We start from the raw sequence: 22,209 nt of genomic DNA, 5'->3' as shown, positions 1-22,209 counted from the left end.
CTGCCCGGGCGAGCGGAAACCCGCTCTGACCCGCGGCGATCCTAGATGTCGAAGTACAGCTCGAACTCGTGCGGGTGCGGGCGGAGCTGGATCGGGGCGATCTCGTTGGTGCGCTTGTAGTCGATCCAGGTCTCGATCAGGTCGGAGGTGAAGACACCGCCCGCCTGGAGGTACTCGTTGTCCTCCTCCAGGGCGTCGAGGACCGCGGGGAGGGAGGTCGGGACCTGCGGGACGCCCGCGTGCTCCTCGGGGGCGAGCTCGTAGAGGTCCTTGTCGATCGGCTCGGCCGGCTCGATCTTGTTCTTGACGCCGTCGAGGCCCGCCAGCAGCAGCGCCGAGAAGGCGAGGTACGGGTTGGAGGACGGGTCCGGGGCGCGGAACTCGACGCGCTTGGCCTTCGGGTTGGAGCCCGTGATCGGGATGCGCATCGCGGCGGAGCGGTTGCGCTGCGAGTAGACCAGGTTGACCGGGGCCTCGAAGCCGGGGACCAGGCGGTGGTACGAGTTCACCGTCGGGTTGGTGAAGGCCAGCAGCGACGGGGCGTGCTTCAGGATGCCGCCGATGTAGTAGCGGGCGGTGTCCGAGAGGCCCGCGTAACCCTGCTCGTCGTAGAAGAGCGGGGAGCCGCCCTGCCACAGCGACTGGTGGACGTGCATGCCGGAGCCGTTGTCACCGAAGATCGGCTTGGGCATGAAGGTCGCGGTCTTGCCGTTGCGCCAGGCGACGTTCTTCACGATGTACTTGAAGAGCATCAGGTCGTCGGCCGCGGCGAGCAGCGTGTTGAACTTGTAGTTGATCTCCGCCTGGCCGGCGGTGCCGACCTCGTGGTGCTGGCGCTCGACCTGGAGGCCGACGTTCTCCAGCTCCAGGGAGATCTCGGCGCGCAGGTCGGCGAAGTGGTCGACCGGCGGGGCCGGGAAGTAGCCGCCCTTGTAGCGGACCTTGTAGCCGCGGTTGTCCTCGAGGGCACCGGTGTTCCAGGCGCCGGCCTCGGAGTCGATGTGGTAGAAGCCCTCGTTGGCGGAGGTGTTGAAGCGGACCGAGTCGAAGACGTAGAACTCCGCCTCCGGGCCGAAGTACGCGGTGTCCGCGATGCCGGTGGAGGCGAGGTAGGCCTCGGCCTTCTTGGCGATGTTGCGCGGGTCACGGCTGTACTGCTCGCCCGTGATCGGGTCGTGGATGAAGAAGTTGATGTTCAGCGTCTTGTCGCGGCGGAACGGGTCCAGGCGCGCGGTCGACAGGTCCGCGCGCAGCGCCATGTCGGACTCGTGGATCGCCTGGAAGCCGCGGATCGACGAGCCGTCGAAGGCCAGCTCCTCGGACGGGTCGAACGCCGTGGCCGGAATCGTGAAGTGCTGCATCACGCCGGGAAGGTCGCAGAAGCGGACGTCGATCATCTTGACGTCGTTGTCCGCGATGTACTTCTTGACGTCGTCGGCGTTCTGGAACATCCAACTCCTCCTACTCCCACCCGGGGGAGGGCGGGGTTGTAGCTCGGTCGTGCGGCCAGTGCGGTGGCACACGCTGGTTCTGACCCTAGGGACGCGGGATTTCTCAAGCGTGACCCATTTGTTTCGACCAAGTTAACCGGCACGCGCGCCGGTCCGCCCGACCAGACCCGGGTCGAAGTGATCGAAAGCGGGCACAGTACGGTGGTCGGGTGGACAACAGGCAAGCAATCGGATCGTGGCTCTCCGGGCCACGCGCGGCCGCCGAGGAGATGGGCGCCGACTTCGGCTACCGGGGTCAGCGGCTCGGCCTGCCGCAGGAGGGGCCGGGTTCCGCCGCCCCCCTCGGACGCCGCTTCGGCGCCCTGTTCCTGGACTGGACCCTGTGCATGGTGATCGCATACGGCCTGATCGCACCGGGTGACTGGAACAGCGCGGGCAACTGGGCCGTGCTCGTCCTCCTCGTGCTCAACGTCCTCACGGTGGGCACGATCGGCAGCACGCCGGGTAAGCGGCTGCTGGGGCTGCGCGTCATCTCCGTCGACGGCGAGCGGCTCGGCCTCGGCCGCGTCCTGGTGCGCAGCGTGCTGCTGTGCCTGGCCATCCCCGCGCTCATCTGGGACCGCGACGGGCGCGGACTGCACGACCGCCTCGCGCGCGCCGTCCAGGTACGCGGCTAGGAGCCGGACGAACGCAGAGGGGCGCCCCGCCGGTGGATCACCGGCGGGGCGCCCCTCTGCGTACGCGTCACGCCTAGCGCATCTTGCCGCCGCGCGGCATCCGCATGCCCTTCGGCATCGGGCCCTTGGGCAGCGGCATGTTGCTCATCAGGTCGCCCATGGCGCGCAGCCGGTCGTTGGCCGCCGTCACCTGCGGGCCGGAGAGCACCCGGGGCAGCTTCAGCATGGTCGTGCGGACCTTCTTCAGCGGCACCTGGCCCTCGCCGTTGCCGACGATGATGTCGTGCACCGGTACGTCGACCGCGATGCGGGCCATCTTCTTCTTCTCGGCCGCCAGCAGCGTCTTGAGCCGGTTCGGGTTGCCCTCGGCGACCAGGACGATGCCGGCCTTGCCGACCGCGCGGTGCACCACGTCCTGGTTGCGGTTCATCGCCACCGCCGGAGTGGTCGTCCAGCCGCGGCCCACGTTCTGCAGGACGGCGGCCGCAGCGCCCGGCTGGCCCTCCATCTGCCCGAAGGCCGCCCGCTCGGCGCGGCGCCCGAAGACGATCGCCATCGCGAGGAAGGCCAGCAGGAAGCCCAGGATGCCCAGGTAGATGGGATGCCCGACCAGGAAGCCGATGGCGAGGAGGACGCCGAAGACGACGATTCCCACGCCAGCGACGACAAGACCGACCTTCGGATCGGCCTTTCGGGTCATCTTGTACGTCAGAGCGATCTGCTTCAGTCGCCCGGGGTTCGCAGCGGCGTCACCGCTGTCTGATTTTGCCTTCCTCGCCATGCTGTGAAGTTTACGTGGCCCGCGAAGCGCGGCCAGCCACGGCCTCCAGTACGTGCTGAGCCTCCACCCGGTCCCTGGCCCGGCGCCGGTCCTCCAGGACGGACGTCCAGGCGTTGCGGCGGGCCGTCCGCTGGCCGCTGCTGAGGAGCAGCGACTCGACGGCGCGCAGGGCGTCGGTGACCCGCGGGAAGGCATGGGCCCGGACCTCGCGGAGGTCGGGGGCGGGGTGCGTCCGGCGCGTCTGCTCTGCCTTGCGTCCCTGCGGAGTCGCGGACTGCATGTCGGGGGTCCTCCCTGAGAGCGGGTACGGCGGGAGTGGGGGAGTGATGCGCGCTCCGTGCACGCGGCGGCGCGTGCGCGAGGCGTACAAGCATCGTCACTGATTGGTGTTACCAGGGCGTGACCGACCGGTCAAACGCCGATGAAACCCCGGCGCGCGGGCCCGAACGCGGGCGCGGCCCGTGCACGCCCCTCACCTGGGGGCACGCACGGGCCGCGTCAGCACGCCCGGAGCCGCTTGTGCGCCGATTCACACAGTGCGCGGACCCTCGACCTACGCCGCTGCCTGGCTGCGCCGCTCCATCGCCTGCTGGAACAGGCGGCCGGCGCGGTAGGAGGAGCGGACCAGCGGGCCGGACATCACACCGGAGAAGCCGATCTCGACCGCCTCCTCCTGCAGCTCCACGAACTCCTGCGGCTTGACCCACCGCTCCACCGGGTGGTGGCGCACCGAGGGGCGCAGGTACTGGGTGATCGTGATCAGCTCGCAACCCGCGTCGTGCAGGTGCTGGAGCGCCTCGCTGACCTCCTCGCGGGTCTCGCCCATGCCGAGGATGAGGTTCGACTTGGTCACCAGACCGGCCTCGCGGGCCTTGGTGATGACCTCCAGCGAGCGCTCGTAACGGAAACCGGGGCGGATGCGCTTGAAGATGCGCGGCACCGTCTCGACGTTGTGCGCCAGCACCTCGGGGCGGGAGGAGAAGACCTCGGCGAGCTGCTCGGGCACCGCGTTGAAGTCGGGGATCAGGAGCTCGACCTTGGTGTGGCCGCCCTCGCGGTCCGCCGTCATCGCGTGGATCTGGCGCACGGTCTCCGCGTACAGCCAGGCGCCGCCGTCCTCCAGGTCGTCGCGGGCGACGCCGGTGATCGTGGCGTAGTTCAGGTCCATCGTGACGACCGACTCGCCCACGCGGCGCGGCTCGTCCCGGTCCAGGGCCTGCGGCTTGCCCGTGTCGATCTGGCAGAAGTCACAGCGCCGGGTGCACTGGTCACCACCGATGAGGAAGGTCGCCTCGCGGTCCTCCCAGCACTCGAAGATGTTCGGACAGCCCGCCTCCTGGCAGACCGTGTGCAGTCCCTCGCTCTTCACCAGCTTCTGGAGCTGGTTGTACTCGGGGCCCATCTTCGCCCGGGTCTTGATCCACTCGGGCTTGCGCTCGATGGGGGTCTGGCTGTTCCGGACCTCCAGGCGCAGCATCTTGCGTCCGTCGGGTGCGACTGCGGACACGGCTGGCTCCTACGGCTTCGATTCCTCGGCGAACACCAGGGTACGCCCGATAAAAGTGCGGCCTTCTCGGCGGCTGTCGTTACGCCTGGCCAACCTCTGGCCAGACAGGCGCATTCCCATGCGGTACCCGGGCGGTGCCTAGGCGGTCGCGACGGCTTCGGCGGGCGCGGCGGGGCCGGCGGGCTCCGCGTCGCGCTCGATCTCACGGGGCTTGAGCTCGGCGTTCTCCAGGACGTCCCGCAGGTGCCGCTCCACCACCGGCAGCACCTCGGCGATCGTCACCTCCCGTCCCACCTCCTCCGAGAGCGACGTGACGCCCGCGTCCCGGATGCCGCACGGCACGATCCGGTCGAACCAGGTGTTGTCCGGGTTCACGTTCAGCGAGAAGCCGTGCATCGTGACGCCCTTGGCCACCCGGATGCCGATCGCCGCCAGCTTGCGGTCCTCGCGGCGCTGGCCCGCGTTGGACGGGGCGTACTCCGGCCCGTTCAGCCGGGCGTCGAACTCCTCGTCGTGCAGGCGCGGGTCGAAGTCCAGCGACAGGCCGCCCAGCGACGGGCGCTGCTCCACCGGATCGCCGAGCACCCACACGCCGCTGCGGCCCTCGATCCGGGTGGTCTCCACGCCGAAGTCCGCCGCCGTGCGGATCAGCGCCTCCTCCAGGCGGCGCACGTGCGCCACGACGTCCACCGGGCGCGGGAGCTTCATGATCGGATAGCCGACGAGCTGGCCGGGGCCGTGCCAGGTGATCTTGCCGCCACGGTCCACGTCGATGACCGGCGTACCGTCCAGGGGCCGCTCGCTGTCCTCCGTGCGCCGCCCGGCCGTATACACCGGCGTGTGCTCCAGCAGCAGGCAGGTGTCCGGGATCTCGTCCGCGAACCGGGCGGCGTGGACCTCGCGCTGCCTGTCCCACGCCCGCTGGTACTCGACCGCGTCCGAGCCGAAGCCCACATGGACGAATCGCAGCTCACTCACGGCAACGCCTCCCTAGAACCCTGCGCCGGAACCTTGCAGCCTGCATTCATCGCGCGCCATGCCACTGTACGGCGGCGCCGGGGACCACGGGCGGGCAGGTGCGTTCCCACGGGGACGGCGGCGACACGCGTCAGCGGTGACCCCAATCCTCACACGATCGGATGAATGTGGGTCGAAGGTGGCAGTCCGGACGTCGGGGGCAGTTAAATTCGCGCCGTTCCAAGGGGGTCTGCACCCCGGCCCAGAAGGCAAGGCAGGAGACCGCACAGCCGATGACGGATCGCCCCCCGCAGCGCACCCCCAACCGCCAGCTCGCCGCCCTCATCGCCGAAGCCGGGTTCTCCAACGCCGGCCTGGCCAGACGCGTCGACCAGCTCGGCCTCGAACACGGCCTGGACCTGCGGTACGACAAGACCTCGGTGACCCGCTGGCTGCGCGGGCAGCAGCCCCGCGGCACCACGCCCGCGCTGATCGCCGAGGTCTTCACGCGCCGCCTCGGGCGCCGGCTGTCCGCCCAGGACCTGGGCCTGGACGCGTGCGCACCGGTCTACGCCGGGCTCGAGTTCGCCGCCACGCCCGAGGAAGCCGTCGACATCGTCAGCGGACTGTGGCGCAAGGACTCCGGCAGCCACGCCGAGCTCCGCAAGATCGCCTTCACCCCGGCGGGCCTCGTCGTCCCCAGCCGCGACTGGCTGATCGGCCGCGCCGACGAGCGCGTCGGCCGGGGCGACCCGCCGCCCGCCCCCGAGCCCCGCGTCCCCGCCCAGGGACGCCCCACCGCGGGCCCCGTCCCCTCCGTGCCGCGCCAGCGCACCACCGACCGAGGCCCCGGCCAGCGCGTCTCCGGCGGCGACATCGCCGCCCTCCGGTCCGTGGGCGAGCTGTTCCGCACCCTGGACCACGCCTACGGCGGCGGACACGCCCGCCAGGCGCTCGTCCGGTACCTCGAGCACGAGGCCGAGCCGATGCTGCGCGGCGTGTACGGCGAGACCGTCGGGCGCCGGCTGTTCGCCGCGGCCGCCGACCTGACCCGGCTGGCCGGCTGGACCTCGTACGACATCGCCGCCCACGGCCTCGCCCAGCGGTACTTCGTGCAGGCGCTGCGGCTGGCCCAGGCCGCCGGGGACCGGGCCTACGGCAGCTACGTCCTGATCACCATGAGCCGCCAGGCCGTCTACCTCGGCCACGGGCGCGAGGCCGTGCAGCTCGCGCGCGTCGCCCAGCAGGGCGTCGGCTCCTCCGCCCCGCCCGTGGTCCAGGCGATGCTGCACGCGGTCGAGGCGCGCGGCCACGCCGTGCTCGGCGAGGTGCGGGCGTGCACCTCCTCCCTCGTACGCGCCGAGCGGGCGCTCGACGGCGCCCGGCCCGGCGACGACGTGCCCCACTGGGCGCGGTTCTTCGACGAGGCACAGCTCGCCGACGACTTCGGACACTGCCACCGCGACCTCCAGCAGTACCGGGCCGCCGCGCAGCACGCGGAACGCTCCCTCCAGCTTCGCGCCCCGGCGTTCGCCCGCAGCCGCCTCTTCTGCCGCGTCGTCCTCGCCACCGCCCGGCTCGGGCTGGGCGAGCTGGACCAGGCGTGCGCGCTCGGCGCGGAGGCCGCCCAGCAGGCCTCCGAGATGCGCTCCGCGCGTGCCGTGGAGTACGTACGCGACTTCGAGCGCCGCCTGGAGCCCTACCGGGACGCCACCGCGGTGCGCACCTACCGCGACCGCGTGGGCGCCCTCGGCTGACGGGCGCCCGCGGCCCCGCCTAGGCGGCCGCCCGCAGCGCGGGCGCCGGGGGCGCCACCGGCACGCCCAGGTCCCTCAGGACCGCCTCGGCGGCCCGGCGGCCGGAGCGGTACGCGCCCCGCACGGTGCTCGTTTCCCGGTGGTCGCCGCACACGTACAGCCCGCCCAGCAGCCGCACCGGGCGGTGCGGATCGTGCGGCGGCGGCATGGCCGGGACCGCCTCCGGGTCGTGGTGCACGGCCAGCAGCTCCCAGTCGTCGGTCGCCGTGCCGTACAGGGCGGCGAGCTGCCGGCGCACCCGCTGGTCGAGCCGGTCCGGCGGGGCGCCCAGCACGGTCGAGCTGATCAGCACCCGGCCCTGCGGGGCGCGCGAGGGGTCGACGGCGCTCATCACGGCCGAGTGCGACACCGGGCCCGTGCGGTCCCCGTCCAGGACGAGCGCCGCGTCCGGCAGGGGCGCGGCGGGCGCGGTGTGGTGCACCACCGTGACCGGGTGGAACCCCGGCACGCGCAGCCCCGGCAGCAGCTCGGCGGCCGCGCGGGCCCCGGTGGCCACGACCAGCGCCCGGCAGGCCAGCTCGCCGTGCTCGACGGTCACCACCTTGCTGATGGACGCGTCCTTGACGTGCACGCCGGTCTTCACCGTGCCGGGCGGCAGCGTCGCCGCCAGCCGCTCCGGGATGGTCGCCGCGCCGCCCGCCGGGACGCCCAGCCGACCGCGCGCGAAGTCCCGCAGCGCCAGGTCGGCGCAGCGGCTGGACGTGGTCAGGTCCGGGTCGCACAGCAGCGCCGACAGCAGCGGGCGGACGAACCCGCTGACGGTACGCGCCGGCAGGCCCCGCCCCGTGAGCGCGTCCAGCGCCGGGCGCTCGGGGCGGGCCAGCAGCCGGGCGTCCCCGGTCGCGGCGAGCCGGGCGAGCGCGGCGCCCAGCCGGGCCTGGTCCAGCGGGCGCGGCGCGCTCGCCAGGGCCCGCGCCCTGGCCCACCGGGCGCTCCTGGTGACCTCCCCGGTCCGGTGCAGCCGGCCTTCGCTGTGCACCAGGACACCCGGCTGGAACAGCCGCAGGTCGGCGCCGGTGAGGCCGGGGTACGAGGTGCTGAGCAACTGCCCGATCCGGTCGAGCCGGAACCCGTCGACGTGCTCGGTGGCCATCCGGCCGCCGATACGGGGGGCGGCTTCCAGGACGCTGACGGACACTCCCGCACTGGTCAACTGGTGGGCCGCGGCAAGTCCGGCGATTCCGGCTCCTACGATGACGACGTCCGCGTGGCGTGCGTGCTTGAGCACGTGTCCCTCCCCGGGGTGGCGGTTCGGTGCGTGGGGGGCTCATGCCCTTAACAGGACGCGGGAATACCCGCGTTCGGGCTCCGAGCGTATGAGCGAGCCGTGGGCCCGGTCACACGCGCGCGTGGGGGGTCACCGAAGCAACGGGGGTCGCACACGGCCGGAACCCGCCCCGGCCGCCGTGCCCCGCGCACCGTGGCCCACGGCCGGCCGCCCGGGCTCCCGGACGCACCGGCTTCCGCCCACCCCGTCCGTGGCCGGAACCACCCCGGGCGGACCCGCTACCGGGCCCACCCACCAGCCGGGCCCCACCACCGGGCCGCGGACCCACCACCGGCCGCCGGACACACCACAGGCCGCGGGCCCACCACCGGCCGCCGGACACACCACCGGACCGCACCCACCACCGGGCCGCGGGCCCACCCGCCAGCCGGGCCCCACCACCGGGCGAGCGCACCACCGGGCCGCGGGCCCACCACCGGCCCCGGACCCACCACCGGCCGCCGGACACACCCCCGGCCCCACCCACCACCGGGCCGCGGACCCACCCGCCAGCCGGGCCCCGCCACCGGGCGAGCGCACCACCGGGCCGCGGACCCACCACCGGCCGCCGGACACACCACCGGCCGCCGGACACACCACCGGCCGCCGGACACACCACCGGCCGCCGGACACACCCCCGGCCCCACCCACCACCGGGCCGCGGGCCCCGACCGCCCCCGCCCCCCGGCGGGCTACGTGGCGGAGGCGATCGCCGTGTCGATGGTGGGGAACGCGAACCGGAACCCGGAGTCCAGCAGCCGGGACGGGACCACGCGCTGGCTGCCCAGCACGTCGGACGCGAAGTCGCCCAGCGCGATCCGCAGCGCCGGGGCCGGGACGTGCAGGAAGGCGGGGCGGCGCAGGACGCGCCCCATCGCGGCGGTGACCTCCCGGTTGGTGACCGGGTCCGGGGCGGTGAGGTTCACCGGGCCGGCCAGCGACTCGGTGTCGAGGATGTGGCGCAGCGCGGCCACCTCGTCGTGCAGGGAGATGAAGCTCCAGTACTGCTCGCCGGTGCCGAGGCGGCCGCCCAGGCCTGCCCGGAACAGCGGGAACAGCCGTCCCCACGCGCCGCCCTCACGGGCCACCACCAGCCCGGTGCGGGCGTAGGCGACCCGGATGCCCGCCTCCTCGGCGGCCGCCGCGGCCTCCTCCCACTCCACACACACCGACGGCAGGAAACCGTCCCCGGCGGGCGCCGTCTCGTCCACGGCCCGCGTCCCGGTGTCGCCGTAGTAGCCGAGCGCAGTGCCGCACAGCAGGACCTTCGGCGGGACGTCCAGGGAGGCGACCGCCTCCGCGACGGCCGCCGTGCCGAGCACCCTGCTGTCGCGGATCTCCTTCTTGTACGCCTCGTTCCAGCGGCGCTCGCCGACGCCCGCGCCGGCCAGGTGCACCACGGCGTCGCAGCCGGCCAGCCCGGCCGCGTCCACGTACTGCCGCCTGGGGTCCCACTCCACCTCGTCGGCGGACCGCGCGGGGCGCCGCACCAGGCGGATCACCTCGTGCCCGTCGGCCCGCAGCGAGCGGACCAGGGCCGTACCGATCAGACCGGAGGAGCCGGTGACCGCGATACGAGCGATACCGATACGTTTCATGGAGTCATCCTGCCCCGTGACACAGTGTCGGGCATGACCGCCCCGCACATACGCCCGGCTCGCCCCGAGGACGGCGACGCCCTCGCCCGCATCGACCGCGACACCTGGTCGCCGCTGCACGCCGTGACGCCGAGGCCCCAGCCGCCGTACGACCCGTTCTTCGACTCCGGCCACCGCCCCGAGGACTTCCTCCTCGCCGAGGCGGAGGACGGCCGCCCCGCCGGATACATCCGCCTCGTGCCCCCCACCCGGCTCGCCTGCAACCGGCATGTGCGGCAGATCCAGGGCCTCGCCGTCGCCGACTGGGCGCGCGGCCGGGGCCTGGCCCGGGCCCTGCTGCGCGCCGCGTTCGACGAGGCCGTCCGCCAGGGCGCCACCCGTATCACCCTGCGCGTCCTGGGCCACAACAAGCCGGCCCGCACGCTGTACGCCTCGGAGGGCTTCGTCGTCGAGGGCGTCCTGCCGGGGGAGTTCCACCTGGACGGCCGGTACGTCGACGACGTCCTGATGGGCCGCAACCTGCCGGCGCCCCGCGACTAGGCCCTAGACACCGAAGCGGTCCCAGAGCCGGGGGAAGCGCTCCTCCAGCGCCGCGTCGTCGTCGAAGTCGAACGGCGTGCCCTCCGGCTCCGGGGCCTGCGGCGGGATGCCCAGGTCCGGGGCGACGGCACCGGTGAGCTGCTCGTACGCCTCGTCCGCCGCGTACCCGAGCTCCTCGCCGTCCCCGTCGATCTCCTCGTCGAAGTCGTCCAGCAGCTCGGCGAGCGAGTCCGCCTCGTGCACCGCCCCCTCGAAGACCTCCCGGCCCTGGCCGATCAGCCAGCAGCGGAAGTAGTCGAACGCGTCGTCGCTCGCGCCCCCCAGCAGCACGGCGGCCGCGCCCCACAGGTCCCAGGTGTAGGCGCGGTTGTAGCGGGCCTCGAAGTGCCGGGCGAAGTCCAGCACGGAGTCGGGGTCGAGTTGGAGGAGCCGCTCCACGAGCAGCTCGGCATGGTCCTCGGGGTCGCCCTCGGCGGCCTCACGGGTCGTGTCGATGATCTCCCAGAACTCCGTCTCGTCCATCACGGGACAAGCATCCTGGGTCAGGGGTGACAGTGCACGCGGAGCGGCCAAAATGAAACCGGACAGAGGATGTCGTATATGACTGCCACAGTCGTCCCATGACGACACAGCAGACCGACAGCACGCCGCTCGCCGGAACCATCGCCCTCGTCGCGGGCGCTACACGCGGTGCGGGCCGGGCCGTCGCCGTACAGCTCGGCGCCGCCGGAGCCACCGTCTACGTCACCGGCCGCACCACCCGCGACAGGGTCAGCGAGGTCGGGCGGCCCGGCGAGACCATCGAGCAGACCGCCGAGCTGGTCACCGAGGCGGGCGGCGAGGGCATCGCCGTACGGGTCGACCACCTCGTACCGGACGAGGTCCGCGCGCTGGTGGCCCGGATCGACCGGGAGCGGGGCCGGCTCGACGTCCTCGTCAACAGCCTCTGGGGCGGCGACCACCTGCTGAGGTTCGGCGTCAAGATGTGGGACACGGATCTGGACGCCGGGCTGCGCATGCTGGACCTCGGCATCCGCAGCCACGCCATCACCAGCAGGTGCGCGCTGCCGCTGATGATCCGGCGGCCGGGCGCCCTGGTCGTGGAGATGACCGACGGGACGGCCGAGTACAACACCCGCTTCCGGGAGAACTTCTTCTACGACCTCGCCAAGACCAACCCGATCCGGATGGCGTTCGCGCTCTCCGAGGACCTCAAGGACGTGGGCGGCACGGCCGTGGCGGTCACCCCGGGCTTCCTGCGCTCCGAGGAGATGCTCGACGCCTTCGGCGTACGCGAGGACAACTGGCGCGAGGGGGCGAAGAAGGACCCGCACTTCGCCATCGCGGAGTCGCCCGTCTACGTCGGCCGGGCGGTCGCCGCGCTCGCCGCCGACCCCGGCAGGGCCCGGTGGAACGGCCAGTCGCTCTCCAGCGGGCAGCTCGCCAAGGTGTACGGCTTCACCGATGCCGACGGGTCGCGGCCGGACGCCTGGGGGTACTTCCTCGACGTCGTCCACGGCGGGAAGAACGCCACCGCCGACGACTACCGCTAGCGGTACAGACGCGCCATCCGGCCGGCGGCGTCCGCGAACCGCGCGCGCAGGCCGGCCGGTTCCAGCACCTCCGCCTCCGGGCCGAGCGGGAGGAGCTGGGTGTACGCGACCTCCTCCGACTCCACCGGCAGGGTCACCGTCACCCGGCCCTCCGCGTCCGGCGGGCCGGCCGCCTCCAGCGCGTCACGGGCGGCGGCCCGGTCCGTCACGTACGGAAGGCCCCGCGCACCGGCCTCGGTCAGCCGCACCACCGCCTGGGCGCGCAGCAGGGAGCGGGCGAACTCGGCCGCCCGCTCCTCCCAGAACGCCGGCAGGTCGAAGTCCTCGTCCCGTACGAAACGCTCGTCGCCGAGCGCCACGGCGGTGAACCGGTCCACCCGGTACACACGCGGCGACTCCCCGGCACGGGCGCAGACGTACCAGACGCCGGCCTTCAGCACGAGCCCGTACGGCGCCAGCTCCCGCTCCACCTCCCCGTCCCGCCGCAGATAGCGGGCCGAGACCAGCCGGTCGTCCCAGACCGCCTCCGCGAGCACCGGCAGCAGTTCGGGCGTCTCGGGCTCCTGGTACCAGCCCGGGGCGTCCAGGTGGAACCGCTGCGCCGCCGAGGAGGGCGCGTCCCGCAGCGACGGCATCAGCGCGGCCGACACCTTAAGGCGGGCCGCCGACGCCGCGTCGTCCAGGCCCATCTCGCGCAGCGCGCCGGGCACCCCGGACAGGAACAGCGCCTCCGCCTCGCTGCGCGCCAGCCCCGTCAGGCGCGTCCGGTAGCCTCCGACGAGCCGGTAGCCGCCCGCGCGGCCCCGGTCCGCGTAGACGGGCACCCCGGCCTCGGAGAGGGCCAGCGCGTCGCGGGTGATGGTGCGTTCGGAGACCTCCAGCTCGCTCGCCAGCTCGGCGGCCGTCATGGACGGCCGGGACTGGAGCAGGAGCACCATCTTGATCAGCCGGGCAGCACGCATGTCCACATCATGCAAGAAAGGCCCCCGCCGAAGCGGGGGCCTTCCCGGGACCGTTCCTACAGGCCGTAGCGCTCGCGGGCGTCCTTCACCTGCGAGGCCGGGACCTCACCGCGCTTGGCGAGCTGGGCCAGGGCGGCGACCACGATCGACTCGGCGTCCACGCCGAAGTGGCGGCGGGCGGCCTCACGGGTGTCCGACAGGCCGAAGCCGTCCGCGCCGAGCGAGCTGTAGTCCTGCTCGACCCACTGCGCGATCTGGTCCGGGACCTGGCGCATGTAGTCGCTGACCGCCAGCACCGGGCCGGGGGCGTCCGCGAGCACCTGGCGGACGTACGGCACCCGCTCCTCGCCGCGCAGCAGAGCCGCGTCGGCCTCCAGCGCGTCGCGCCGCAGCTCCGACCACGAGGTGGCCGACCACACGTCGGCGGTCACGCCCCACTCTGCGGCCAGCATCTCCTGGGCCTTCAGCGCCCAGTGGATCGCCGTGCCGGACGACAGGAGCTGCAGGCGCGGGGCGTCCGCCGTCACCGGCGTGCCCTCCTTGAAGCGGTACAGGCCCTTGATGATGCCCTCGTCCACGCCCTCGGGCTTGGCCGGCTGCGGCATCGGCTCGTTGTAGACCGTCAGGTAGTAGAAGACGTTCGGGTCCTCGCCCGGGGCCGCCTCGCCGTACATCCGGCGCAGACCGTCCTTGACGATCGCCGCGACCTCGTAGGCGAACGCCGGGTCGTAGGTCAGCGCGGCCGGGTTGGTCGCCGCGATGACGGGGGAGTGGCCGTCGGCGTGCTGGAGGCCCTCACCGGTCAGCGTGGTGCGGCCGGCCGTCGCGCCGACGAGGAAGCCACGGCCGAGCTGGTCGCCGAGCTGCCACATCTGGTCGGCCGTCCGCTGCCAGCCGAACATCGAGTAGAAGATGTAGAACGGGATCATCTGCTCGCCGTGCGTGGAGTACGCGGTGGCGGCGGCGATGAAGTCGGCCATCGAGCCGGCCTCGGTGATGCCCTCGTTGAGGATCTGGCCGTCCTTGGCCTCGCGGTAGTACATGAGCTGGTCGCGGTCGACCGGCTCGTACGTCTGGCCCTTCGGCGAGTAGATGCCGAGCGACGGGAACAGCGACTCCATGCCGAAGGTGCGGGCCTCGTCCGGGACGATCGGCACCCAGCGCTTGCCGGTCTGCTTGTCGCGGATCAGGTCCTTCATCAGCCGGACGAAGGCCATGGTCGTCGCGACCGACTGCTGGCCGGAGCCCTTGTCGAACGCGGTGAACGCCTTGTCGGCCGGGGCTGGCAGCGGGTCGAGCGCGTGCATGCGGCGGGCCGGGGCGGGGCCGCCGAGGGCCGCGCGGCGCTCCTGGAGGTAGCGGACCTCGGGGGAGTCGGCGCCGGGGTGGCCGTAGGGGACCTGGCCGTCGGCGAACCGGCTGTCGGAGATCGGCAGGCCCAGCAGGTCCCGCATGTCCTTGAACTCGTCCACCGAGAGCTTCTTCATCTGGTGGTTGGCGTTCTTGGACTCGAAGCCCTTGCCGAGGGTGAAGCCCTTGACGGTCTGGGCGAGGATCACGGTCGGCGCGCCCTTGTGCGCCAGCGCGGCCTTGTACGCGGCGAAGACCTTGCGCGGCTCGTGGCCGCCGCGGGAGTACTGGAAGCACTCGATGATCTTGTCGTCGGAGAGCAGCCGGCCCATCTCGGCGAGGGCGGGGTCCTTGCCGAAGAAGTCCTCGCGGATGTAGGCCGCGTCGCGGGTCTGGTACGTCTGGATCTGCGCGTCCGGCACCTCGCGCAGCCGGCGTACCAGCGCGCCGGTGGTGTCGAGCTGGAACAGCTCGTCCCAGGCGGTGCCCCACAGCGACTTCACGACGTTCCAGCCGGCGCCGCGGAACTGGGCCTCCAGCTCCTGCACGATCTTGAAGTTGGCGCGGACGGGGCCGTCGAGGCGCTGGAGGTTGCAGTTGATGACGAAGGTGAGGTTGTCGAGCTCCTCACGGGCGGCGAGCGCGAGGGCCGCCGTCGACTCGGGCTCGTCCATCTCGCCGTCGCCGAGGAACGCCCACACGTGGGAGTTGGAGACGTCCTTGATGTTGCGGTTGGTCAGGTAGCGGTTGAACCGCGCCTGGTAGATCGCCGACAGCGGGCCGAGGCCCATGGAGACGGTCGGGAACTCCCACAGCCAGGGCAGGCGCCGGGGGTGCGGGTAGGAGGGCAGGCCGTTGCCGCCGGCCTCCTGGCGGAAGTTGTCCAGGTGCTGCTCGTTCAGCCGCCCGTCGAGGAAGGCGCGGGCGTAGATGCCGGGCGAGGCGTGGCCCTGGATGTAGAGCTGGTCGCCGGAGCCGTCCTGCTCCTTGCCCCGGAAGAAGTGGTTGAAGCCCGTCTCGTACAGCCAGGCGGCGGAGGCGAAGGTGGCGATGTGGCCGCCGACGCCGTACTTGGAGCCGCGGGAGACCATGGCGGCCGCGTTCCAGCGGTTCCAGGCGGTGATCCGCGCTTCCATCGCCTCGTCGCCGTCGAAGCCGTAGCCGGCCTCGGCGGCGGTGGGGATGGTGTTCACGTAGTCGGTTTCGAGCAGCTTGGGCAGCGCGAGACCGGCGCCCTCGGCGCGCTCCAGGGTGCGGCGCATCAGGTACGCGGCACGGTGCGGCCCGGCGGCCTTGGCGACGGCGTCGAGGGACGCCTGCCATTCGGCGGTCTCCTCGGGGTCGCGGTCCGGAAGCTGGTCGAGCTCGCTCGGCTGGATGCGGGTGGGGTCGGTCATAGTCGCCGCCTTCCGGAGTCGAAGGGGTGTGGAGCCCTTGGTCTTGGCAGGACAGGGCGAGGGGACCTCTGTTGAAGTCCGCCGACGACTGTACGACCGTGATCGATGATCGATCAAAGCGTTCGGGGAAAAATCTTCGCCGGAGGGGCAAAGTCGGCATCGGGTGCCATGAAATTGGGCACCCGGTGCCTTGTTTTCGCAGGTGGGCGCAGCGAATGAGCGCGCGTCGCGTCCGATGAGCAGGGGGCGTGCGCGGGGGCGTGAACTCAGGCGCGGGGGGCGCAGCCGAGGACGTGCTCCTTCACCAGGACGCCGATCCGGGGGTCCCGGCGGCGGAACGCCTGCACCAGCTCCTCGTGCTCCTCCGCGTACGACTTCTGTACGGTGCCGAGCCAGCGGATCGACAGTGCCGTGAAGACCTCGATGCCGAGCCCCTCCCAGGTGTGCAGCAGCACGCTGTTGTGGGCGGCCCGCACCAACTCCCGGTGGAAGCCCACCGTGTGCCGCACCTGGGCCGTGCCGTCCGCCCGGGCGTCCGCCTCGTACAGCGCCGCCACGTGCGGCTCCAGCGCCGAGCAGTCGTCCCCGAGCCGGCCGGCCGCCAGCTCGGCGGCGATCTGCTCCAGACCGGCGCGCACCGGGTAGCTCTCCTCCAGGTCCGCCGCCGTCAGGTTGCGCACCCGGACGCCCTTGTTGGGCGCCGACTCGATCAGCCGCAGGCTCTCCAGCTCCCGCAGCGCCTCGCGCACGGGCGTCTGGCTGACCGCCAGCTCGGTGGCGATGCGCCGCTCGACGATCCGCTCCCCCGGCTTCCAGCGGCCGCTGACGATGCCCTCCACGATGTGCTCGCGGATCTGCTCGCGCAGCGAGTGGACGACGGGCGGGGTCATGGGGGCTCCTTCGCTGCTGCGGCGGTCGCTGGCCATTATTCCGCCCGGTAACCCCGTACGGCCGCTCCCTGTGCGAGACACCCGTCACTCTTCGTTACGCACGCGACGGCGCCCCGCCCCCGAAGAGCGGGGACGGGGCGCCGTGCGGAGAGGCGGTCACAGCCCGAGGTCGACCTCGAACTCGCCGGCCTCCAGGATCGCCTTGACGGCCGTCAGGTAGCGGGCGGCGTCGGCGCCGTCCACCAGACGGTGGTCGTAGGAGAGTGCCAGGTAGGTCATGTCGCGCACCGCGATGGTCTCGCCCAGGTCCGGGTGGTTGATGACCACCGGGCGCTTGACGGTGGCGCCGATGCCCAGGATGGCGACCTGGTTCGGCGGCACGATGACCGTGTCGAACAGCGCACCGCGCGAGCCGGTGTTGCTGATCGTGAAGGTGGCGCCGGACAGCTCGTCCGGGGTGATCTTGTTGCCGCGGACCTTGCCCGCCAGCTCGGCGGTGGCCTTGGAGATGCCCGCGATGTTCAGGTCGCCCGCGTTCTTGATGACCGGGGTCATCAGACCCTTCTCGGAGTCCACGGCGATGCCGATGTTCTCCGAGTCGAAGTACGTGATCGTGCCCTCGTCCTCGTTGATCCGGGCGTTGATGACCGGGTGGGCCTTCAGCGCCTGGGCCGCCGCCTTCACGAAGAACGGCATCGGGGACAGCTTGACGCCCTCGCGGGCGGCGAACGCGTCCTTCGCACGGGCGCGCAGCTTCATCAGCTTGGTGATGTCCACCTCGACGACCGTGGTGAGCTGGGCCTGCGAGTGCAGGGCCTTCATCATGTTGTCGCCGATGACCTTGCGCATCCGGGTCATCTTGACCGTCTGGCCGCGCAGCGGGGACGCCTCGAGGGCCGGGGCCTTCGGGGCGGCCTGGGCGGCGGCCGGAGCCGGGGCGGCGGCCGCGGCCCTGGCGGCCTCGGCGGCGGCGACGACGTCCTGCTTGCGGATGCGGCCACCGACGCCGGTGCCCTTGACGGTCGCCAGGTCGACACCGTTCTCGGCGGCGAGCTTGCGGACCAGCGGGGTCACGTACGCGCCGTCCTCCGCCGGCTGTGCGGCAGCGGGGGCGGGAGCGGGCGTGACGGGAGCCGGGGCCGGGGCCGGGGCGGCGGCGGGCGCGGGCTGCGCCGGAGCCGGAGCCGGAGCGGCCGGCTGCGCCGGGGCCGGGGCGGGCGCGGGGGCGGCCGGAGCGGCCGGGGCCGGAGCCTCGGCGGCGGGGGCGGGAGCCGCGGCGGCCGGGGCGGCGGCGGGGGCCGCACCGGGGGCGCCGATGACGGCCAGCTTGGCGCCGACCTCGGCGGTCTCGTCCTCGCCGACCACGATCTCCAGCAGCACGCCGGAGGCCGGGGCCGGGGTCCCGGTGTCGCCCTTGTCCGTGGAGACCTCGAGCAGCGGCTCGTCCTCCGTGACCTCCTCGCCGACCTCCTTGAGCCAGCGGGTGACGGTGCCCTCGGTGACCGGCTCGCCCGGCGCAGGCGGGACGACGTCGGTGCCCTCGGCGCCACCGGCCGGGGCGGCGGCCGGAGCCGGGGCCTCGGCGGCCGGCGCCGGAGCGGCGGGGGCCTCGGCGGCGGGAGCCGGGGCCTCCTGGGCCGGAGCGGCGGCGGCCTCGGCGGCGGGGGCCGGGGCGGCGGCCGGCGCGCCCGAGCCGTCGTCGATGACGGCCAGCTCGGCGCCGACCTCGACGGTCTCGTCCTCGGCGACCTTGATGGACGCCAGAACACCGGAAGCGGGGGCCGGGATCTCGGTGTCGACCTTGTCCGTCGACACCTCCAGCAGCGGCTCGTCGGCCTCGACGCGCTCGCCCTCGGCCTTGAGCCAGCGGGTGACAGTGCCCTCGGTAACGCTCTCGCCGAGCGCCGGCAGGGTTACGGAAACCGACATGGTTTCAGTTGCTCCTAACGAATTGCGGTAAGTGGTCGTCGCGCCCGGGACTGAGGGCGTCAGTCGTGGGAGTGCAGGGGCTTGCCGGCCAGCGCCAGGTGGGCCTCGCCGAGCGCCTCGTTCTGCGTCGGGTGGGCGTGGATGAGCTGCGCGACCTCGGCCGGCAGCGCCTCCCAGTTGTAGATGAGCTGCGCTTCGCCGACCTGCTCGCCCATGCGGTCACCGACCATGTGGACGCCGACCACGGCACCGTCCTTGACCTGGACGAGCTTGATCTCGCCCGCGGTCTTCAGGATCTTGCTCTTGCCGTTGCCCGCGAGGTTGTACTTCAGGGCGACGACCTTGTCCGCGCCGTAGATCTCCTTGGCCTTCGCCTCGGTGATGCCGACGGAGGCGACCTCGGGGTGGCAGTACGTCACCCGGGGCACGCCGTCGTAGTCGATCGGGACGGTCTTCAGACCGGCCAGACGCTCCGCCACCAGGATGCCCTCGGCGAAGCCGACGTGCGCGAGCTGGAGCGTGGGGACCAGGTCGCCAACGGCCGAGACGGTCGGCACGTTCGTGCGCATGTACTCGTCGACGAGGACGTAGCCGCGGTCCATCGCGACGCCCTGCTCCTCGTACCCCAGACCGGCGGAGACCGGGCCGCGGCCGATGGCGACGAGCAGCACCTCGGCCTCGAAGGTCTTGCCGTCCGCGAGGGTGACCTTGACGCCGTTGTCGGTGTACTCGGCGCTCTGGAAGAACGTACCGAGGTTGAACTTGATGCCGCGCTTGCGGAAGGCGCGCTCAAGAAGCTTCGAGCTGTTCTCGTCCTCGACCGGCACGAGGTGCTTCAGGCCCTCGATGATCGTGACGTCCGTGCCGAAGGACTTCCAGGCGGAGGCGAACTCGACGCCGATGACGCCGCCGCCCAGGATGATCGCGGACTCCGGGACCCGGTCCAGGGTCAGCGCGTGGTCCGAGGAGATGATGCGGTTGCCGTCGATCTCCAGGCCCGGGAGGGACTTCGGTACGGAACCGGTGGCGAGGAGGATGTGGCGGCCCTCGACCCGCTGGCCGTTCACGTCGACGGAGGTGGGGGAGGACAGCCGGCCCTCGCCCTCGATGTAGGTCACCTTGCGGGAGGCGACCAGGCCCTGGAGGCCCTTGTACAGGCCGGCGATCACGTCGTCCTTGTACTTGTGGACGGCCTTGATGTCGATGCCCTCGAAGGAGGCGAGCACACCGAACTGGTCGGCCTCACGGGCCTGGTCCGCGATCTCACCGGCGTGGAGCAGCGCCTTGGTGGGAATGCAGCCGTTGTGCAGGCAGGTGCCGCCGAGCTTGTTCTTCTCGATCAGTGCGACGTCCAGGCCAAGCTGAGCACCCCGCAGGGCCGCGGCGTACCCGCCACTGCCACCGCCGAGGATCACTAGGTCGAAAACGGTGCTGGCGTCGTTCGCCACGTCACGTCCTCCATGCATGTGCGCCGGTCGCCGGTCCTCGATGACCGGGCGGCGGCTGGTGTTCGGCCGCTGTTTCTTCGGCCCTGTGGTGGGGGCCCTGTCCTGCCGAGAACCCATCTTCGCACTTGTTGCCGGAGCGCGGGACGCGGGGCCAGGCTCTGAGACGGCCGATCGTCCGTCCCGCCGGGTCGCCCAGGCGTACGGAGCTACGGATTCCGTCGCCGTTCCGCCGCAGGACGACGGCCCCGGATCATCCGTCCGGGGCCGTACGTCCCACCTGTGCGGAAGCTCTCACACGGGCGTCAGCCGAGGTCGCCCGCCGCCGTGCGCTCCGCCAGCCGCACCAGGGTGCGGACCGCCGAGCCGGTGCCGCCCTTCGGGGTGTAGCCGAAGGGGCCGCCCTCGTTGTAGGCGGGGCCCGCGATGTCCAGGTGGGCCCAGGTGATGCCCTCGCCCACGAACTCCTTCAGGAACAGGCCGGCCACCAGACCGCCGCCCATCCGCTCGCCCATGTTGGCGATGTCGGCGGTCGGCGAGTCCATGCCCTTGCGCAGGTCGGCGGGGAGCGGCATCGGCCAGGACTGCTCGCCGACCTCCTCCGCGATCTCGTGGATCGAGGTGCGGAAGGCGTCGTCGTTCGCCATGATCCCGAACGTGCGGTTGCCCAGGGCCAGCACCATCGCGCCGGTCAGGGTGGCGACGTCCACGATCGCGTCGGGGTTCTCCTCCGACGCCTTGGTCAGGGCGTCGGCCAGGACCAGGCGGCCCTCGGCGTCGGTGTTCAGGACCTCGACGGTCTTGCCGCTGTACATGCGCAGCACGTCACCGGGGCGGACGGCGGAACCGGACGGCATGTTCTCGGCGAGCGCCAGCCAGCCGGTGACGTTCACCTCCAGGCCGAGGCGGGCGGCCGTGACGACGGCGGCGAACACCGCGGCCGCGCCGCTCATGTCGCACTTCATCGTCTCGTTGTGGCCGGCCGGCTTCAGGGAGATGCCGCCCGAGTCGTAGGTGATGCCCTTGCCGACCAGGGCGAGGGTCTTCTCCGCCTTGGGGTGCGTGTAGGCGAGCCGCACCAGGCGCGGGCTGTTCTCGGAGCCCTGGCCGACGCCCAGGATGCCGCCGTACCCGCCCTTGACGAGGGCCTTCTCGTCGAGCACCTGCACCTTGATGCCGTGCTCCTTGCCGGCCGCGGTGGCGATGGCGGCGAAGGACTCGGGGTAGAGGTCGTTCGGCGGGGTGTTGATCAGGTCGCGGGCGCGGTTGATCTCCTCGGCCAGCGCGAGCGCGCGCTCGGCCGCCGCCTTGTACGCCTTGTCGCGCGGCTTGACGCCCAGCAGGGCCACCTCGGCGAGCGGGCCCTTGGCGTCCTTGCCCTTTTCGCGGTAGGCGGTGAAGGCGTACGCGCCCAGCAGGGCGCCCTCGGCGACGGCCTGGGCGTCCTCGACCGCCTCGACCGGCAGCGCGAACGCGGCCTTCTTCACGCCGTTCAGCGCGCGGGCGGCAACGCCGGCGGCCCGGCGCAGCGCCTCGGCGTCGTACGCCTCGTCCTTCTCGGGGGCCGCGCCGAGTCCCACCGCGACGACGACCGGCGCCTTCAGGCCGGAGGGGGAGGGCACCTTGGTGACCTCACCCTCGGAGCCCGAGGCGCCGAGGGTCTCCAGGACGGTGGCGAGCTTCCCGTCGAACGCCTGGTCCACGGCCTCGGCGCCCGGTGCGACGACGAGTCCCTTGCCGCCCTTCGGGCTCTTGGCGACGCCGACGACGAGAGCGTCGGCGCGCAGTGTCGCCGCGCCGGCGGTGCTGAGAGTGAGAGCAGTCACGGTGGTGAAATCTCGCTTCCATTGAGTTCTGAGGCGGTCGAGGGGTGGGACGACCGGGTCCTGCCGCATCGTAAGTCGGGCCCGGGAAGACCGGGAACGAGCCTACGCGTGCCGTCCCGTTCCGCTCACGGCGGCGGCGATTCACTCATCCGTGGCGTCTCCGCCACGTTCGCGCCGTCAACAGGTGAGAGCTGCGTCACACTCCCTGCATTCGTGCAAGGGAGCAACGTACCCCTTTGCATCATCTCCACAGATCCTGCCG

The 22,209-nt window shown here is 72.4% G+C and carries 17 protein-coding genes and 1 pseudogene; 4 read left to right on the top strand and 14 right to left on the bottom strand.

Annotated elements, in window-relative coordinates; all coding sequences use genetic code 11:
• Positions 1-41: 41 nt before the first annotated feature.
• A complete protein-coding gene (gene glnA / locus E2B92_RS07115; RefSeq protein ID WP_084897134.1) occupies positions 42-1,451 on the bottom strand; it encodes a type I glutamate--ammonia ligase in 1,410 nt (469 codons plus the stop codon).
• A gap of 209 nt (positions 1,452-1,660) precedes the next feature.
• Here glnA and E2B92_RS07110 point away from each other — a divergent pair, with 209 nt between their 5' ends.
• Positions 1,661-2,128, top strand: coding sequence for an RDD family protein (locus tag E2B92_RS07110; protein WP_126886938.1), 468 nt, complete (start codon positions 1,661-1,663; stop codon positions 2,126-2,128).
• Positions 2,129-2,201: 73 nt separating this feature from the next.
• Here E2B92_RS07110 and E2B92_RS07105 read toward each other — a convergent pair whose 3' ends face one another.
• The 4 genes and pseudogenes from E2B92_RS07105 to lipB form a co-directional block, all read right to left on the bottom strand.
• A complete protein-coding gene (locus tag E2B92_RS07105) occupies positions 2,202-2,909 on the bottom strand; it encodes a DUF4191 domain-containing protein (protein ID WP_126886937.1) in 708 nt (235 codons plus the stop codon).
• 10 nt (positions 2,910-2,919) lie between these two features.
• A pseudogene (locus E2B92_RS07100) lies at positions 2,920-3,114 on the bottom strand (SCO2195 family GlnR-regulated protein); the annotation flags it as partial.
• A gap of 348 nt (positions 3,115-3,462) precedes the next feature.
• The gene (gene lipA / locus E2B92_RS07095; RefSeq protein ID WP_126886935.1) at positions 3,463-4,416 is read right to left on the bottom strand and encodes a lipoyl synthase; all 954 of its coding nucleotides are present in this window, start codon (positions 4,414-4,416) and stop codon (positions 3,463-3,465) included.
• A 138-nt stretch (positions 4,417-4,554) separates the two neighbouring features.
• Positions 4,555-5,394, bottom strand: a complete 840-nt coding sequence (lipB, locus tag E2B92_RS07090) for a lipoyl(octanoyl) transferase LipB (protein ID WP_126886934.1) — start codon at positions 5,392-5,394, stop codon at positions 4,555-4,557.
• A gap of 272 nt (positions 5,395-5,666) precedes the next feature.
• Between lipB and E2B92_RS07085 the strand changes: the two genes are divergently transcribed.
• On the top strand, positions 5,667-7,130 hold the full coding sequence (locus E2B92_RS07085) for a regulator (protein WP_133087428.1): 1,464 nt from the start codon (positions 5,667-5,669) through the stop codon (positions 7,128-7,130).
• A 19-nt stretch (positions 7,131-7,149) separates the two neighbouring features.
• On the opposite strand, the gene E2B92_RS07080 is transcribed toward E2B92_RS07085, so the two are convergent.
• Positions 7,150-8,418 carry an NAD(P)/FAD-dependent oxidoreductase gene (locus E2B92_RS07080; RefSeq protein ID WP_126886933.1) on the bottom strand — a complete coding sequence of 423 codons (1,269 nt, stop codon included), beginning with the start codon at positions 8,416-8,418 and terminating at the stop codon, positions 7,150-7,152.
• A gap of 731 nt (positions 8,419-9,149) precedes the next feature.
• Positions 9,150-10,055, bottom strand: coding sequence for a TIGR01777 family oxidoreductase (locus E2B92_RS07075; RefSeq protein WP_126886932.1), 906 nt, complete (start codon positions 10,053-10,055; stop codon positions 9,150-9,152).
• A gap of 33 nt (positions 10,056-10,088) precedes the next feature.
• Between E2B92_RS07075 and E2B92_RS07070 the strand changes: the two genes are divergently transcribed.
• On the top strand, positions 10,089-10,595 hold the full coding sequence (locus tag E2B92_RS07070; RefSeq protein ID WP_126886931.1) for a GNAT family N-acetyltransferase: 507 nt from the start codon (positions 10,089-10,091) through the stop codon (positions 10,593-10,595).
• A 3-nt stretch (positions 10,596-10,598) separates the two neighbouring features.
• Here the strand turns inward: E2B92_RS07070 and E2B92_RS07065 are convergent, their stop codons facing one another.
• Entirely contained in the window at positions 10,599-11,117 is a 519-nt protein-coding gene (locus E2B92_RS07065; protein WP_126886941.1) for a DUF4240 domain-containing protein, read from the bottom strand.
• Between the two features lie 98 nt (positions 11,118-11,215).
• Between E2B92_RS07065 and E2B92_RS07060 the strand changes: the two genes are divergently transcribed.
• Positions 11,216-12,148: an SDR family oxidoreductase gene (locus tag E2B92_RS07060; RefSeq protein ID WP_126886930.1), complete on the top strand. Its 933-nt coding sequence runs from the start codon at positions 11,216-11,218 to the stop codon at positions 12,146-12,148.
• Here the strand turns inward: E2B92_RS07060 and E2B92_RS07055 are convergent.
• The 6 genes from E2B92_RS07055 to E2B92_RS07030 all read right to left on the bottom strand — a co-directional run bounded on the left by E2B92_RS07055 (position 12,145) and on the right by E2B92_RS07030 (position 21,947).
• Positions 12,145-13,110 (bottom strand): helix-turn-helix transcriptional regulator, encoded by a 966-nt coding sequence (locus tag E2B92_RS07055; protein WP_126886929.1) that lies wholly within the window; start codon positions 13,108-13,110, stop codon positions 12,145-12,147. The two genes, E2B92_RS07060 and E2B92_RS07055, sit on opposite strands and share 4 nt — an antisense overlap.
• 56 nt (positions 13,111-13,166) lie before the next feature.
• Positions 13,167-15,857: a pyruvate dehydrogenase (acetyl-transferring), homodimeric type gene (gene aceE, locus E2B92_RS07050; protein WP_126886928.1), complete on the bottom strand. Its 2,691-nt coding sequence runs from the start codon at positions 15,855-15,857 to the stop codon at positions 13,167-13,169.
• 266 nt (positions 15,858-16,123) lie between these two features.
• Positions 16,124-16,747 (bottom strand): GntR family transcriptional regulator, encoded by a 624-nt coding sequence (locus E2B92_RS07045; RefSeq protein WP_126886927.1) that lies wholly within the window; start codon positions 16,745-16,747, stop codon positions 16,124-16,126.
• A 156-nt stretch (positions 16,748-16,903) separates the two neighbouring features.
• The gene (sucB, locus tag E2B92_RS07040; protein ID WP_133087427.1) at positions 16,904-18,676 is read right to left on the bottom strand and encodes a 2-oxoglutarate dehydrogenase, E2 component, dihydrolipoamide succinyltransferase; all 1,773 of its coding nucleotides are present in this window, start codon (positions 18,674-18,676) and stop codon (positions 16,904-16,906) included.
• A gap of 59 nt (positions 18,677-18,735) precedes the next feature.
• On the bottom strand, positions 18,736-20,124 hold the full coding sequence (lpdA, locus tag E2B92_RS07035) for a dihydrolipoyl dehydrogenase (RefSeq protein WP_126882935.1): 1,389 nt from the start codon (positions 20,122-20,124) through the stop codon (positions 18,736-18,738).
• A 302-nt stretch (positions 20,125-20,426) separates the two neighbouring features.
• The gene (locus E2B92_RS07030) at positions 20,427-21,947 is read right to left on the bottom strand and encodes a leucyl aminopeptidase (protein WP_126882936.1); all 1,521 of its coding nucleotides are present in this window, start codon (positions 21,945-21,947) and stop codon (positions 20,427-20,429) included.
• Positions 21,948-22,209 lie beyond the last annotated feature (262 nt).

The organism is Streptomyces sp. WAC05374 (assembly GCF_004353505.1).
Lineage (GTDB): Bacteria > Actinomycetota > Actinomycetes > Streptomycetales > Streptomycetaceae > Streptomyces.
The sequence above is the reverse complement of the archived record's forward strand: the minus strand, read 5'-3'. Positions and strand labels throughout refer to the sequence as shown.